Origin of the sequence: Pseudomonas fluvialis, assembly GCF_014207935.1 — a bacterium.
In the GTDB taxonomy this organism is placed as follows: Bacteria; Pseudomonadota; Gammaproteobacteria; order Pseudomonadales; family Pseudomonadaceae; genus Aquipseudomonas; species Aquipseudomonas fluvialis_A.
Genome location: NZ_JACHLL010000006.1, coordinates 211,073 through 225,126, shown reverse-complemented (window position 1 = coordinate 225,126; position 14,054 = coordinate 211,073). Strand labels below are relative to the sequence as shown.

The following is a 14,054-nucleotide window of genomic DNA, read 5'->3' as shown; positions in this document are numbered from 1 at the left end:
TATCAATGGAAACAACATGTTAGTTGGCGGAAGCGGTGAGATTCGAACTCACGGAAGAGTTTCCCCTTCGACGGTTTTCAAGACCGTTGCATTCAACCGCTCTGCCACGCTTCCGGCGTATGCGGGCGGCAATACTACCGCAACCGATTCGCCTTTCAAATAGTTGATTTGCCGGCATTTCGGCCGTATCTCGGAGAAAGCGCACGGCTTCGCAACAACCTGATAAATACCCGTGGTTGGTTGTCGCAGGGGATTTGCTATGCTCGCCTCAAACCCTGGTCAGGGACTGTCCAATCACTGGGAGTGATGTCATGCAACAACAACCCTATTCCATCGAACAACTGCAGGGTGAGCAGACTCAGGTCAGCTCTGTACTGCGCAACACCTACGGCCTGCTGGCCATGACCCTAGCCTTCAGCGGCCTGGTCGCTTACATGGCGCAGCAGATGAATGCGGCCTATCCCAACGTGTTCGTTGTGCTGATCGGTTTCTACGGTCTGTTCTTCCTCACCGTGAAACTGCGCAACTCGGCCTGGGGGCTGCTGTCGACCTTCGCCCTGACCGGTTTCATGGGTTACACGCTCGGCCCTATCCTCAACCGCTACCTGGGCATGGCCAATGGCGGTGAAGTGATTACCGCGGCCTTTGCCATGACGGCCTTGGTATTCTGTGGCCTGTCGGCCTACGTACTGACCACCCGTAAGGACATGAGCTTCCTCAGCGGCTTCATTACCGCCGGCTTCTTTGTCCTGCTGGGCGCCACGCTGGTGAGCTTCTTCTTCCAGATCAGCGGCCTGCAACTGGCCATCAGCGCCGGTTTCGTGCTGTTCTCCTCGGCGGCGATCCTCTACCAGACCAGCGAGATCATTCACGGTGGCGAGCGCAACTACATCATGGCGACCATCAGCCTGTATGTGTCCATCTACAACCTGTTTGTCAGCCTGCTGCAGATCTTCGGCATCATGGGCAGTGATGACTGATCAAGCAGTGTCTGGAGAAGCCCGCTTCGGCGGGCTTTTTCATGCCTGTTCGCCGGTAAACGGCGTTATCATGCGCGGCATCATGGATTGCCAGTGACGCCGATGAAATTTGCCATCGCCCTGCACGCCCCTGCCCACTCCCCGGCTGCTCGCCGCGCCTTGCGCTTTGCAGAGGCCGCGCTAGCTGGCGGCCACGAAATAATGCGTCTGTTCTTCTATCAGGACGGTGTACACAGCGCATCCAGTACAGTCGTCAGTCCACAGGACGAACTCGACACCGCGCGGCAATGGCGCGAGTTTGTCGCGCAGCACCAGCTGGATGCAGTGGTCTGCATTGCTGCTGCTCTGCGCCGCGGCGAGCTGAACACAGAAGAAGCCCAGCGCTATCAGCGTTCGGCGGCCAGTATCGATGCACCCTGGGCGCTGTCCGGCCTTGGGCAGCTGCATGAAGCGATCCAGCAGTGCGATCGCCTGATCTGCTTTGGAGGCCACTGATGGCCCAGTCACTCTTGCTGATCAGCCGTCAGGCGCCGTGGTCGGGCCCGGGCGCCCGCGAGGCGCTCGATATTGCCCTGGCGGGCGGTGCTTTCGATCTGCCGCTGGCCCTGCTGTTTCTCGATGACGGCGTCTTCCAGCTGCGCAAGGATCAGCAGGCTGTTCTGCTGCAGCAGAAGGATCTCGCTGCCAACCTGCAGGCCTTGCCGCTGTTTGGTGTCGAAGAGCTCTATGCCTGCCAGCGCAGCCTGGTCGAGCGCGGCCTTGTGGCAGACCAATTGGGCTTGCCGGTGAGCGTGCTGGATGACGACGCCTTGCGCGCTCTGCTGGGCCGATTCGACCAGGTGATGACGATCTGATGAGTACCCTGCATATCCTCACCCATTCGCCCTTTGCCGACAGTCGTCTGGCCAGTTGCCTGCGCCTGCTGAGTGCCGATGATGGTCTGTTGCTGTGTGGCGATGCGGTGTATGCCCTGCAGAACGGGACGCGCACTTGCGAGGCGCTGGAACTGATGCCGTCCTCCATCGGCCTGTATGCCCTGCAGGAAGACGTGCAGGCGCGCGCACTGCAGGTGCCTGAGCGCGTGCAGTGCATCGACTATCCGCAATTTGTCGCGCTGACGCTGCAACATGCCAAGGTCAACAGCTGGCTATGACTGAGCTGCTTGTCGACGGCCGGCGCATTGCGCTGGACCAGGATGGTTACCTGTGCGAGCTGACGGACTGGGCGCCTGCCGTGGCGATGGCTCTGGCCCAGGCAGAAGGTCTTTCGCTGACGCCCGCGCACTGGGCGGTACTCGACGCCTTGCGCGAATTCTATGCCGAGTTCCAGCTGTCGCCGGCTACCCGCCCGCTGGTCAAATACATCGCCCTCAAGCTGGGCCCCGAAACCGGCAACAGTGCCTGTCTCAATCAGCTGTTCAAGGGCACTCCCGCCAAGCTCGCGGCCAAGCTGGCCGGCCTGCCCAAACCGACGAATTGCATATGATCCTTGAAACCCCGCCCGAACATCCCTTTGCCGTCTTTGTCCGCATCCTTGGCAAAGGCAAGCGCGGCGCTCGCGACCTGACCCGTGCGGAAGCCCTTGAGGCCATGGGCATGCTGCTTGACGGTCAGGCCGAGGATACCCAGCTTGGGGCCTTTCTCATGCTGCTGCGGCACAAGGAGGAAAGCGCCGAGGAGCTGGCCGGCTTCACCGAGGCTGTGCGCACTCGCTTACCAGCAAATGGCATCTCAGTAGATATCGACTGGCCAAGCTACGCGGGCAAGAAACGTCACCTGCCCTGGTACCTGCTGGCAGCCAAGGCTCTGGCGGCCGGTGGTATTCGCATTTTCATGCATGGCGGCGGCGCCCATACCGCCGGCCGGATGTATGCCGAGCAATTGCTGGCCGAGCTGGATATTCCGCGGTGCCGTGACTGGAATAGCGTTAAGCAGGCGCTGGACAGCCAGCATCTGGCCTTCATGCCGCTGGGTGACTGGATGCCCGGCCTGCAGCGCATGATCGACCTGCGCAACACCCTCGGGCTGCGCTCCCCCATCCACTCGCTGGCACGCATTCTCAACCCCCTGGGCGCGCGCTGCGGCCTGCAGAGCATCTTCCATCCCGGCTATCAGGAGCCACACCGCGAAGCCAGTCGCCTGCTGGGCGATCACACCATCGTCATCAAGGGTGAAGGCGGCGAGATCGAGGTCAACCCTGACACCGCCTGCCACCTGTATGGCACCACTAATGGCGAAGCCTGGGATGAAGAATGGCCGGCGCTGTCGGCCCAGCGTCACGTCAAGCCGGAGCGGCTCGACTCGGCGCAGCTGGGTGCCTTCTGGCGGGGCGAACTGGACGACGACTATGGCCGTCTGGCGGTGCTGGCAACCATGGCCCTGGCGTTGCGCGGGCTGGGCGAGCCACACGAAACCGCCTTGCAACGGGCCGAAGTCCTGTGGGCTGAGCGCCTGGCCTGATTAAACGCTGGCCTGGGCGCCTTCGAACCAGGCCAGTTTCTCCCGCAGGCTGACCACCTCGCCGACGATGACCAGTGTTGGCGCGTGCACTTCATGTTCCGCGACAAGCTCGGCCAGATTGCTCAGGTTGCCACTGTAGACCCGTTGCTGCTGGGTAGTGCCCTGCTGAATCAGCGCCGCCGGTGTGCTGGCGGCTCGACCATGGGCAATCAGTTGCTGGCAGATGTCCGTCAGGCCGGTCAGGCCCATGTAGAACACCAGGGTCTGGCTCGGGCTGACCAGATCCGCCCAGTTAAGATCGAAACTGCCATCCTTGCGATGCCCGGCGACAAAACGTACCGACTGGGCATGGTCGCGGTGGGTCAGTGGAATACCGGCATAGGCGGCGCAACCGGAGGCGGCGGTAATGCCCGGGACGACCTGAAACGGAATGCCTTCGGCGGCCAGCTCCTCGATCTCCTCACCGCCGCGCCCGAAGATGAACGGATCACCACCCTTGAGGCGCAGAACCCGCTTGCCTTCTTTGGCCAGTTTGACCAGCAGGCGGTTGATCTCTTCCTGCGGCACGGCATGCTCGGCACGGCGCTTGCCGACATAGAGACGCTCGGCATCGCGGCGGCACAGCTCGATGATGGCGGGCGCCACCAGACGGTCATACAGCACCACATCAGCCTGCTGCATCAGGCGCAGGGCGCGGAAAGTCAGCAGATCGGGATCGCCAGGGCCGGCGCCGACCAGATACACCTCACCGAGGGCCCGAGGCGCCGCGCCATTGACCTTGTCTTGCAGCAGGCGCTCGCCCTCGGCCAGTTTGCCGGCGAATACGCTTTCGGCAATCTGCCCCTGGAACACATCCTCCCAGAACACCCGGCGCTGCTGCACATCGGGAAACAGGCTCTTGACCTGGGCGCGGAACTTCTTGGCCAGGCCGGCCAGTTGCCCGTAGGTCGCTGGGATCCAGGTCTCGATCTTGGCGCGGATCAGTCGGGCCAGGACCGGCGCATCACCGCCGCTGGTCACCGCGACGATCAGCGGCGAGCGGTCGACGATGGCCGGAAAGATCACGCTGCACAGTGCCGGCGCATCGACCACGTTGACCGGGATGCCGAGACCTTTGCAGTCTTCGGAAATCTGCGCATTCAGTGGCTCGTCATCGGTGGCAGCAATCACCAGGCAGACGCCTTGCAGATCGCGGGTTTCATAGCCACGCAGATGCAGTTCCCCGGCGCCCTGCTCCACCATCTGGCGCAACTCGTCACGGACTTCTGGCGTGACCACCCGCAGACGGGCACCGGCATCGCTCAGCAGTCGGGCTTTGCGCAAGGCAACCTCGCCACCGCCGACAACCAGCACCAGACGATCCTTGAGTTTGTGGAACAGCGGCAGGAAATCCATGGCTCGATCTCACCAGAGGTAAAAAAACGGGGTGGCCTTTGCCACCCCGCATTGTCTAAAGCGATCCGGTATTAACCGATCACCTCGATACCGCCCATATAGGGCTTGAGCACTTCCGGTACGCGGATGCTGCCGTCGGCCTGCTGGTAGTTCTCCAGTACCGCCACCAAAGTACGACCGACCGCCAGGCCCGAGCCATTGAGGGTGTGCACCAGTTCCGGCTTGCCGGTTTCCGGGTTGCGGTAGCGTGCCTGCATGCGACGGGCCTGGAAGTCGCCGCAGTTGGAGCAGGAGGAAATCTCGCGGTACTTGTCCTGACTCGGCACCCAGACTTCCAGGTCGTAGGTCTTCACCGCGCCAAAACCCATGTCGCCAGTGCACAGCGCCAGCTTGCGATAAGGCAGTTCAAGCAGCTGCAGTACGCGTTCGGCGTTGCCGGTCAGGCTTTCCAGGGCCTCGAAGGACTTGGACGGCTCGACGATCTGTACCATCTCGACCTTGTCGAACTGGTGCTGACGAATCATGCCGCGGGTATCACGACCCGAGGCGCCGGCCTCGCTGCGGAAGCACGGGGTGTGGGCGACGAACTTGAGGGGCAGCTGCTTGGCGTCGAGAATTTCGCCGGCGACGATATTGGTCAGTGACACTTCGGCAGTCGGGATCAGGTACAGGTCGGCCTGGTCTTCACGCTGGATCTTGAACAGGTCTTCCTCGAACTTGGGCAGCTGGCCGGTGCCCTGCAGCGCGGAGGCCTGCACCAGGTAAGGCGTATATGCCTCTTCGTAGCCGTGCTCGGCGGTGTGCAGGTTGATCATGAACTGCGCAAGGGCACGGTGCAGACGTGCGATGGGGCCACGCATGATGGAGAAGCGCGCGCCAGAGAGCTTGGCGGCCGTCTCGAAGTCCAGCCAGCCATGCTGCTCACCGAGGGCAACATGATCCTGCACAGCAAAATCGAAGGTACGGGGCGTGCCCCAGCGCGACACCTCGACGTTGCCGTCTTCATCTTCGCCGACCGGCACCGACTCGTGCGGCAGGTTGGGGATGTTCAGCAGCAACGCATCGAGATCACCCTGGATGCTTTCAAGTTCACGCTTGCCAGCTTCCAGATCGGAACCCAACTGATCAACCTCGGCCAGCAGAGGGGCGATGTCTTCACCGCGGGCCTTGGCCTGGCCGATGGCCTTGGAGCGGGTATTGCGCTCGTTCTGCAGCTGTTCGGTGCGGGTTTGCACGGTTTTGCGCTGAGCCTCGAGGGCTTCGAAACGCGCCACGTCGAGCTGGAAGGCACGGGTAGCCAGGCGCTCCGCTACTTCATGGAGCTGCGAACGTACGAGTTTGGAATCGAGCATGGTGATCTTCTCAAACAAAACAGTCAGTTAGGGCTCGCAAGGAGCACGATGCTGCGCAGTTTACGGAGTCTGCGCGGTCAAGCCGAGTTTTTTTGCGTTTACAGCCGTGCCAGGGTCATGCCCAGCCAGGCAGCGCCTAGGCCACCGATCACGCTGCCGAGCAGGTAGCTGATGGCCAGGCCATGCTGGCCGTTTTCCATTAGGCGCAGTACTTCCAGGCTGAAGCTGGAAAAGGTGGTCAGGCCACCCAGTACGCCGACGGTAAGGCCGGTACGCAGGACCATAGGAATATCGCTCCGCAGCAGAAACCAGGCCGAGAGAAAGCCGATGGCCAGGCAGCCGATCAGGTTCACCGTGAGGGTTGCCAGGTAGTAATGCCGCGGCCAGTTGGCCACCACCCAGGCGCTGGTGAGAAAACGCAGCAAGGATCCGGCGGCTCCGCCCAGGGCGACGGCGATGGCGACCTTGATCATGGTTTTCTCCGTTGGCGCGGGCTCTGCCGATCGAGCTTGCCCAGGTGGTCGAGCTTGTCGCGAATCTTCAACTCCAGGCCACGAGGCACGGGCTGGTAATACTGGCGTGGTTCCAGCAGCTCGGGAAAGTAGTCCTCGCCGGCCGCGTAGGCATCGGGTTCGTCGTGGGCATAGCGGTATTCCTCGCCGTAACCCAGCTCCTTCATCAGTTTGGTCGGTGCATTGCGCAGGTGCAGCGGCACCTCTAGCGAGCCGTGTTCGGCGGCATCGCGCATGGCGGCCTTGAAGCCCATGTACACCGCGTTGCTCTTGGGGGCGCACGCCAGGTAGACCACCGCCTGGGCCACGGCCAGTTCGCCTTCGGGACTACCCAGGCGTTCCTGCACATCCCAGGCATTGAGGCACAGCGTCAGCGCTCGCGGGTCGGCATTGCCGATATCTTCGCTGGCCATGCGCACCACTCGACGGGCCAGGTACAGCGGGTCGCAGCCACCGTCAAGCATGCGCGCGTACCAGTAAAGGGCAGCGTCTGGGTTCGAGCCGCGTACCGATTTGTGCAGTGCGGAAATCTGGTCGTAGAACGCCTCGCCACCCTTGTCGAAACGCCGGCGACTGTCACCCAGAAGATTTTGCAGAAGATCAACGCCGAGCTCGCCGCCATCTTCAGCCAGGTCGGCAGCGTTCTCCAGCAGGTTGAGCAAGCGTCTGCCATCGCCATCGGCGGCGGCCAGCAGGATCTGGAAGCTCTCTTCGGGCAGCTGCAACTGGCGTTTGCCCAGCCCTTTATCCTCTCCCAGCGCGCGCGCCACCAGCTTGCGCATCGCAGTTTCATCCAGGCTTTTCAGCACATAGACGCGGGCCCGGGAGAGCAAGGCGTTGTTCAGCTCGAACGACGGATTTTCGGTCGTCGCGCCGATAAAGATCAGCGTGCCGTCTTCGACGTAGGGCAGGAAGGCATCCTGCTGGCTCTTGTTGAAGCGGTGCACTTCATCGACAAAGAGGATGGTCCGGCGGCCGTACTGGGCGATCTGCTGCCTGGCCATCTCAACCGCCTGACGGATCTCCTTGACGCCGGACAGCACCGCGGAAATCGTCTCGAAATGGGCGTCGGACACCTGGGCGAGCAGCCTGGCCAGGGTGGTCTTACCCACGCCTGGCGGCCCCCAGAAAATCATCGAGTGCAGGGCGCCCTGCTCCAGCGCTTCGCGCAGCGGCTTGCCGGGGGCCAGCAGATGCTCCTGGCCGACATACTCGTCCAGACTGCTGGCGCGCAGCCGCGCCGCCAGAGGCTGGGCAATGGGCGCGCTGCCAAACAGGTCCATGAAAGGTGCTATTCCTCGATGACGTCCGCGCCTGGCGGAACTTCGAAGTTGAACTGTGCGGCATCCAGCGGCTCGTTCATCTTCACTTCACGGAACAGGATGTTGGTGCGCTGGCCAATGGTGTCGAGCAGTTGCATGTCGTTGATCACGCCATCACGGAAGGACAGGCGCAGGGTATCGAACAGGCTGTCCTTGGCTTTGGGTTTGAGGAAGAAATCGACGATATTGCCGCCTTCCTTGTGGGTGATGGAAAAGCTCTCGCTGATCTTCGAGATGTCGCCGGAGAGCAGCAGCGCCGGGGTCTGGCTGAGGCGCTGGTCGAGGTTCTGGATGGTCACCTGCTCTAGATCCGGGTCGTACAGCCAGACCTTCTGGCCGTTGGAGACCAGCAGCTGCTCCAGAGGCGGATCGGTATGCCAGCGCATCAGGCCGGGGCGCTTGAGCGCCATCTTTCCGGTGGTTTCCTGCAGATTGACCCCGGAGCCGTCGAGGCTCAGCTGGGAAAAACTGCCGGTGATGGTCTGCGCCTGGGTCAGCAGTTTGGTCAGGCGGGCGATGGATTCGGTTTCGTCAGCTTGAGCCAACAGGCTGGCGCAGGACAGAGCGGCAATACAGAGCAAGCGAAACAGGCGCATCGAATTCCTCACGGCAACATTAATCACGGATGGGCGCAGGGGCTATGACCTCGCGCGAACCGTTGGTGTTCATCGAGGTGACCACGCCGGCCATTTCCATCGATTCGATCATCCGCGCGGCGCGGTTGTAGCCGATTTTCAGCTTGCGCTGCACGGCAGAGATGGAGGCGCGACGGCTTTCGGTGACAAAGCGCACGGCCTCGTCATACAGCGGATCTTCTTCACTGCCTTCGCTACCCTCGCCACCGGTGCTGTCGAAGGAGCCACCGCTACCCTCGTCGGCACCGTTGAGGATGTCCTCGATGTAGTCCGGCGCGCCGCGCAGCTTCCAGGCCTCGACCACGCGGTGCACTTCCTCGTCTGAGACGAAGGCGCCGTGGACGCGGATCGGCAGGCCGGTGCCCGGCGGCAGGTAGAGCATGTCACCATGGCCCAGCAGCTGCTCGGCACCGCCCTGGTCGAGAATGGTGCGCGAGTCGATCTTGCTGGATACCTGGAAGGCCATGCGGGTCGGAATGTTGGCCTTGATCAGGCCGGTGATCACGTCCACCGAAGGCCGCTGGGTGGCCAGAATCAGATGGATACCGGCGGCGCGGGCCTTCTGCGCGATACGTGCGATCAGTTCTTCGACCTTCTTGCCGACGATCATCATCATGTCGGCAAATTCGTCGACCACGACCACAATGGTCGGTAGCGCCTGCAGCTCGGCCGGCTGATCGTCCTGATTCTCGCGCTTGAACAGCGGGTCGAAGATCGGTGTGCCTGCCTCGGCGGCTTCCTTGACCTTGCGGTTGAAGCCGGCCAGGTTGCGCACGCCGAGCTTGGACATCAGCCTGTAGCGCCGCTCCATCTCGGCCACCGACCAGCGCAGCGCATTGGCGGCTTCCTTCATGTCGGTCACCACCGGGCACAGCAGGTGCGGGATGCCTTCGTAGATCGACAGCTCGAGCATTTTCGGGTCGATCATGATCAGGCGCGCCTCTTCCGGCGTCGACTTGAACAGGATCGAGAGCAGCATGGCGTTGACGCCCACCGACTTACCGGAGCCGGTGGTGCCGGCTACCAGCAGGTGCGGCATGCGCGCCAGATCGGTGATCACCGGCTTGCCGCCGATATCGTGGCCGAGCGCCAGGGTGACCGGCGACTTGGCTTCATCGTATTCGCGTGACGACAGCACCTCCGAGAAACGCACGATCTCGCGGTCCTCGTTGGGAATTTCGATGCCGACAGTGGTCTTGCCGGGAATCACCTCGACCACCCGCACGCTGATCACCGCCAGCGAACGAGCAAGGTCCTTGGCCAGGTTGGAGATGCGACTGACCTTGACGCCCGCCGCAGGCTGGATCTCGAAACGCGTGATCACAGGACCCGGGTGCACCGACTCGACCGTGACCTCTACGCCAAACTCCTTGAGCTTGATCTCCAGCAGGCGCGACATCGCCTCCAGTGACTCTGGCGAGTAGCTCTTCTGCTTCTTCTCGGCAGGGTCAAGCAGGGAGATGGGCGGCAAGGTGCCCTCCACCGCGCTGTCGACAAACAGCGTCGCCTGCTTTTCCTTCAGCACACGCTTGCTCGGTTCGGCGGGCTTCTGCTCGGCAGCTGGCGGAATGACCACCGGTGCCGGGCGCTTCTCGCGCTCGCTGATGGACTTGGCCAGGGACTCCTCGCGCTCGATCACGCGCTCCTTGACCTTGGCGCGCTCGGCCTTGTCGACCTTGACCGGAGCCACCACCTCATCGACCTGCAGGTCGACCTCGCGCAGTTTGACCTTCAGCTGCTGGCGCTCCTGGCGGGCGGCCCACCAGTTTTCGATGGCGTTCTGGATCAGCTCGATTAGGTCCAGGGTGATCTTGCCGGTGATATCCATCACCTTGAACCAGGAGAGGTCAATGAACACCGTGAGGCCGAACAGGAACAGGGCGAGGAACAGCAGCGTGCTGCCCTGCACATTGAGAGCGCTGATCGCCAGCTGCCCCAGGCTTTCACCCAGCGCGCCACCGGCGGAGGCCGGCAGGCTGCTGCCCGCATGGAAATGGATATAGGCCAGTGCCGAGCCCGACAGTACCAGAAAGATCAGGCCGATCATGCGCCAGGAGAACAGCCAGCCGCTCCAGTCGATCGGCTGATGGCGATGGCGGAACACCTGCCAGGTCTTGGCAGCCAGCAGCAGGGGGAAGAGATAGGCAAAGTAGCCGAGGATCATGAACAGCACGTCCGCCGCCCAAGCGCCTACGCGACCGGCCGCGTTCTGCACCTGGGTGACGTTACTGGTGTGAGTCCAGCCTGGATCGGAGGGCGCGTAGGTCAACAGCGCCATCCACAGGATCAGGCACAGCGCACACAGTGCCAGGAGCAGCCCTTCCTTGAGGCGGGATTTGATCTGCTGGCGCCAGAGCGGCAATTGGGCTTGCGATCGGGTGTCCTTCAAAACGGGTCTTTCCTGCACGCAGGGCGTGTCATCTCAGCGGGCCAAGGCAAGCGGCCATTGTACGGTTTTACCTGACGCTTGCCATGGCAAGTGCGCCTCGCGCTTTTGCCGCCCCGTCCGGGTTGGGTGTAGCATAGCCGCCAGTTCTCTTCGCAACGCTCCATTGGAGCATGCATTCCTTTATGTGACAAAGGCTTATGAGGTGTTTTTATGAGTGAAGTCAAGCATTCGCGCCTGATCATTCTCGGCTCCGGCCCGGCGGGCTATACCGCTGCCGTGTACGCCGCGCGCGCGAACCTCAAGCCCGTGGTCATCACCGGCATCCAGCCTGGCGGCCAATTGACTACCACCACGGAAGTCGACAACTGGCCTGGCGATGTTCACGGCCTGACCGGTCCTGGCCTGATGCAACGCATGCAGGAACACGCCGAGCGTTTCGACACCGAAATCGTCTATGACCATATTCACACCGCCGAGCTGCAGCAGAAGCCGTTCACCCTCAAGGGCGACAGTGGCACCTACACCTGTGACGCCCTGATCATTGCTACCGGTGCCAGCGCCCAGTACCTCGGCCTGCCATCGGAAGAAGCCTTTGCCGGCAAGGGCGTATCGGCCTGTGCCACCTGTGACGGTTTCTTCTACCGCAATCAGGTGGTCTGTGTGGTTGGTGGCGGCAACACCGCCGTCGAAGAAGCGCTGTACCTGGCCAATATCGCCAAGGAAGTGCACCTGATCCATCGCCGCGACAAGCTGCGCTCGGAGAAGATCCTGCAGGACAAACTGTTCGAAAAAGCAGCCAACGGCAACGTGCGCCTGCACTGGAACCAGACCCTCGACGAGGTGCTGGGCGACAATACCGGCGTGACCGGTGTGCGCCTGAAGAGCATGCTCGATGGCAGCACCTCCGAACTGCAGCTGGCCGGTGTATTCATCGCCATTGGGCACAAGCCGAACACCGAACTGTTCCAGGGACAGCTGGAAATGCGTGACGGCTATCTGCTGGTCAAGGGTGGCAACGAAGGCAATGCCACCGCCACCAGCATTGACGGTGTGTTTGCAGCCGGTGATGTGGCCGATCACATCTACCGTCAGGCCATTACCTCGGCCGGCGCAGGCTGCATGGCGGCGCTGGATGTCGAAAAATACCTCGACGACCTGTGATCTTGCCGGGCCGGCGTTCTGCCGGCCCTCTCCCCTGCCATGCTGACCTGGCTGAATAAAGACTCCCTGAGCTTTCCACCCCTGGCCCGCGCAATGCGCGAGCCGGATGGCTTGCTCGCGGCGGGCGGCGACTTGCGACCGGAACGCATCCTGGCCGCATACCGGCACGGCTGTTATCCCTGGTATCAGCAAGGTCAGCCGATTCTCTGGTGGTCTCCAGATCCGCGCTTTGTGCTGTTCCCCAATGAACTGCACATTTCCCGAAGTCTCGGCAAAGTGCTGCGGCGCCAGACCTTTGAGGTCAGCTACGACAAGGCTTTTGATCGGGTGATCGATGCCTGCGCAGGCCCGCGCAGCTATGCCGACGGCACCTGGATCACCGATGCTATGCGCGGGGCCTATCAGCAGCTTCATCGCTTGGGGCATGCCCATTCGGTTGAGACCTGGCAGGCCGGAGAGCTGGTCGGTGGCCTGTATGGCCTGAGCATCGGTCAGGTGTTCTTTGGCGAGTCGATGTTTAGTCATGTCGACAATGCTTCGAAAATTGCTTTCGCTCATCTGGTTCCCGATCTGCAGCGCTGGGGCATCCGCCTGATTGACTGCCAGATGCAGACTCGCCATCTCGGCAGTTTCGGTGCCAGGGCCATTGATCGGCAGGCCTTTGCCGAACAGTTGGCGCAACTGGTTGAGCGCCCCAATAGCGCTGACTGGATCGCCTAGGCGACTTGGTAGCGCTGGCTTACACTTACAGGCAGGTTTATCGAGGCGTGATCATGACCGAGCTGGCCCGCCTGAAGTTCTATGCCACACAGCCGCATTCCTGCAGTTACCTGCCCGACGAGCAGGCGACCACGCTATTTCTCGACCCCAGCCAGCCGATGAATGTGCAGTTGTATGCCGAGCTGTCCGATCTCGGTTTTCGCCGCAGCGGCGATCACCTTTATCGCCCGCACTGCCAGAGCTGCAATGCCTGCGTTCCCGCGCGGATTCCGGTTGCCGACTTCGTGCCCAATCGCCAGCAGCGCAAGGCCTGGCGGCGCAATGCCGATCTGCAGGTCTGTCGCGTTCGCCCGGCTTTCAGCGAGGAGTACTACGCGCTGTATGTGCGCTATATCGAGCAGCGCCACGCCGACGGCGACATGTACCCGCCTAGCCGGGAACAGTTCAGCACCTTTCTGGTCCGCGACCTGTCCTTCTGCCATTTCTTCGAATTTCGCCTGGAGGGACGACTGCTTGCGGTAGCGGTGGCTGACCTGCTCTCGACGGGCTTGTCAGCGGTCTACACCTTCTATGACCCGGATGAGGAACGGCGCAGCCTTGGTCGTTTCGCCGTACTCTGGCAGATCGCCGAATGCCGGCGGCTCGAACTGGCGTCGGTGTATCTGGGCTACTGGATCAAGAAGTGCCGCAAGATGAGCTACAAAACCCAGTACCGACCACTTGAACTGCTGGTCAATCAGCACTGGGCCCGACTGACCTGAGCGTCACCCCTTGGCGTCAGGGGTGCTTTTCGTGCACAATGCACGCCGTTTTTGTCCGGCCATCAGCGTCGGCACTTTCTATGGTCACCGAGGGCTTTACTGCATGTCGAAAGAAGACAGCTTCGAAATGGAAGGCACTGTCGTCGACACCCTGCCCAACACCATGTTCCGTGTGGAGTTGGAAAACGGGCACGTCGTTACCGCGCATATCTCCGGCAAGATGCGCAAGAACTACATCCGCATTCTGACTGGCGACAAGGTCCGCGTTGAACTGACGCCGTATGACCTGAGCAAGGGCCGCATCACCTACCGCGCCCGCTAAGCCTCAGTGCAAAAAAAGCCCGGCCAATGCCGGGCTTTTTCGTTGC

Annotated in this window: 16 protein-coding genes and 1 tRNA gene; 10 read left to right on the top strand and 7 right to left on the bottom strand. The window is 62.0% G+C overall.

Annotation, left to right across the window (positions count from 1 at the left end):
• Positions 1-24: 24 nt before the first annotated feature.
• Positions 25-114 (bottom strand) — tRNA-Ser (locus tag HNP49_RS16305).
• Positions 115-311: 197 nt separating this feature from the next.
• Here HNP49_RS16305 and HNP49_RS16300 point away from each other — a divergent pair.
• From HNP49_RS16300 to HNP49_RS16275, 6 genes are all read left to right on the top strand, one after another.
• The gene (locus tag HNP49_RS16300; RefSeq protein ID WP_184685020.1) at positions 312-980 is read left to right on the top strand and encodes a Bax inhibitor-1/YccA family protein; all 669 of its coding nucleotides are present in this window, start codon (positions 312-314) and stop codon (positions 978-980) included.
• A gap of 102 nt (positions 981-1,082) precedes the next feature.
• Positions 1,083-1,475: a sulfurtransferase complex subunit TusD gene (tusD, locus tag HNP49_RS16295; protein ID WP_184685019.1), complete on the top strand. Its 393-nt coding sequence runs from the start codon at positions 1,083-1,085 to the stop codon at positions 1,473-1,475.
• Positions 1,475-1,834: a sulfurtransferase complex subunit TusC gene (gene tusC, locus HNP49_RS16290; RefSeq protein WP_184685017.1), complete on the top strand. Its 360-nt coding sequence runs from the start codon at positions 1,475-1,477 to the stop codon at positions 1,832-1,834. The genes tusD and tusC overlap by 1 nt, the downstream gene beginning before the upstream one ends.
• Positions 1,834-2,133: a sulfurtransferase complex subunit TusB gene (gene tusB, locus HNP49_RS16285; RefSeq protein ID WP_184685016.1), complete on the top strand. Its 300-nt coding sequence runs from the start codon at positions 1,834-1,836 to the stop codon at positions 2,131-2,133. Before tusC ends, tusB begins: the two co-directional genes overlap by 1 nt.
• Positions 2,130-2,465, top strand: a complete 336-nt coding sequence (locus tag HNP49_RS16280; RefSeq protein ID WP_184685015.1) for a TusE/DsrC/DsvC family sulfur relay protein — start codon at positions 2,130-2,132, stop codon at positions 2,463-2,465. The genes tusB and HNP49_RS16280 overlap by 4 nt, the downstream gene beginning before the upstream one ends.
• Positions 2,462-3,439: a glycosyl transferase family protein gene (locus HNP49_RS16275; RefSeq protein WP_184685013.1), complete on the top strand. Its 978-nt coding sequence runs from the start codon at positions 2,462-2,464 to the stop codon at positions 3,437-3,439. Before HNP49_RS16280 ends, HNP49_RS16275 begins: the two co-directional genes overlap by 4 nt.
• Here HNP49_RS16275 and cysG read toward each other — a convergent pair whose 3' ends face one another.
• From cysG to ftsK, 6 genes are all read right to left on the bottom strand, one after another.
• A complete protein-coding gene (gene cysG, locus HNP49_RS16270) occupies positions 3,440-4,834 on the bottom strand; it encodes a siroheme synthase CysG (RefSeq protein WP_184685011.1) in 1,395 nt (464 codons plus the stop codon).
• A gap of 71 nt (positions 4,835-4,905) precedes the next feature.
• Positions 4,906-6,186 carry a serine--tRNA ligase gene (gene serS, locus HNP49_RS16265; RefSeq protein WP_184685009.1) on the bottom strand — a complete coding sequence of 427 codons (1,281 nt, stop codon included), beginning with the start codon at positions 6,184-6,186 and terminating at the stop codon, positions 4,906-4,908.
• Positions 6,187-6,284: 98 nt separating this feature from the next.
• Complete coding sequence (gene crcB, locus HNP49_RS16260) at positions 6,285-6,659, bottom strand: fluoride efflux transporter CrcB (protein ID WP_184685007.1); 375 nt, start codon at positions 6,657-6,659, stop codon at positions 6,285-6,287.
• Positions 6,656-7,981 (bottom strand): replication-associated recombination protein A, encoded by a 1,326-nt coding sequence (locus HNP49_RS16255; protein ID WP_184685005.1) that lies wholly within the window; start codon positions 7,979-7,981, stop codon positions 6,656-6,658. Before HNP49_RS16255 ends, crcB begins: the two co-directional genes overlap by 4 nt.
• Positions 7,982-7,989: 8 nt before the next feature.
• Positions 7,990-8,616: an outer membrane lipoprotein chaperone LolA gene (gene lolA, locus HNP49_RS16250; protein WP_184685003.1), complete on the bottom strand. Its 627-nt coding sequence runs from the start codon at positions 8,614-8,616 to the stop codon at positions 7,990-7,992.
• A 19-nt stretch (positions 8,617-8,635) separates the two neighbouring features.
• Positions 8,636-11,062, bottom strand: coding sequence for a DNA translocase FtsK (ftsK, locus tag HNP49_RS16245; protein WP_311772131.1), 2,427 nt, complete (start codon positions 11,060-11,062; stop codon positions 8,636-8,638).
• Positions 11,063-11,254: 192 nt separating this feature from the next.
• Here ftsK and trxB point away from each other — a divergent pair, with 192 nt between their 5' ends.
• From trxB to infA, 4 genes are all read left to right on the top strand, one after another.
• Entirely contained in the window at positions 11,255-12,205 is a 951-nt protein-coding gene (gene trxB, locus HNP49_RS16240) for a thioredoxin-disulfide reductase (RefSeq protein ID WP_095940748.1), read from the top strand.
• A 39-nt stretch (positions 12,206-12,244) separates the two neighbouring features.
• Positions 12,245-12,925: a leucyl/phenylalanyl-tRNA--protein transferase gene (gene aat / locus HNP49_RS16235; protein WP_184684999.1), complete on the top strand. Its 681-nt coding sequence runs from the start codon at positions 12,245-12,247 to the stop codon at positions 12,923-12,925.
• A gap of 53 nt (positions 12,926-12,978) precedes the next feature.
• On the top strand, positions 12,979-13,686 hold the full coding sequence (locus HNP49_RS16230; RefSeq protein WP_184684997.1) for an arginyltransferase: 708 nt from the start codon (positions 12,979-12,981) through the stop codon (positions 13,684-13,686).
• A gap of 103 nt (positions 13,687-13,789) precedes the next feature.
• Complete coding sequence (gene infA / locus HNP49_RS16225; RefSeq protein ID WP_002553999.1) at positions 13,790-14,008, top strand: translation initiation factor IF-1; 219 nt, start codon at positions 13,790-13,792, stop codon at positions 14,006-14,008.
• The last annotated feature ends 46 nt before the right edge of the window (positions 14,009-14,054 follow it).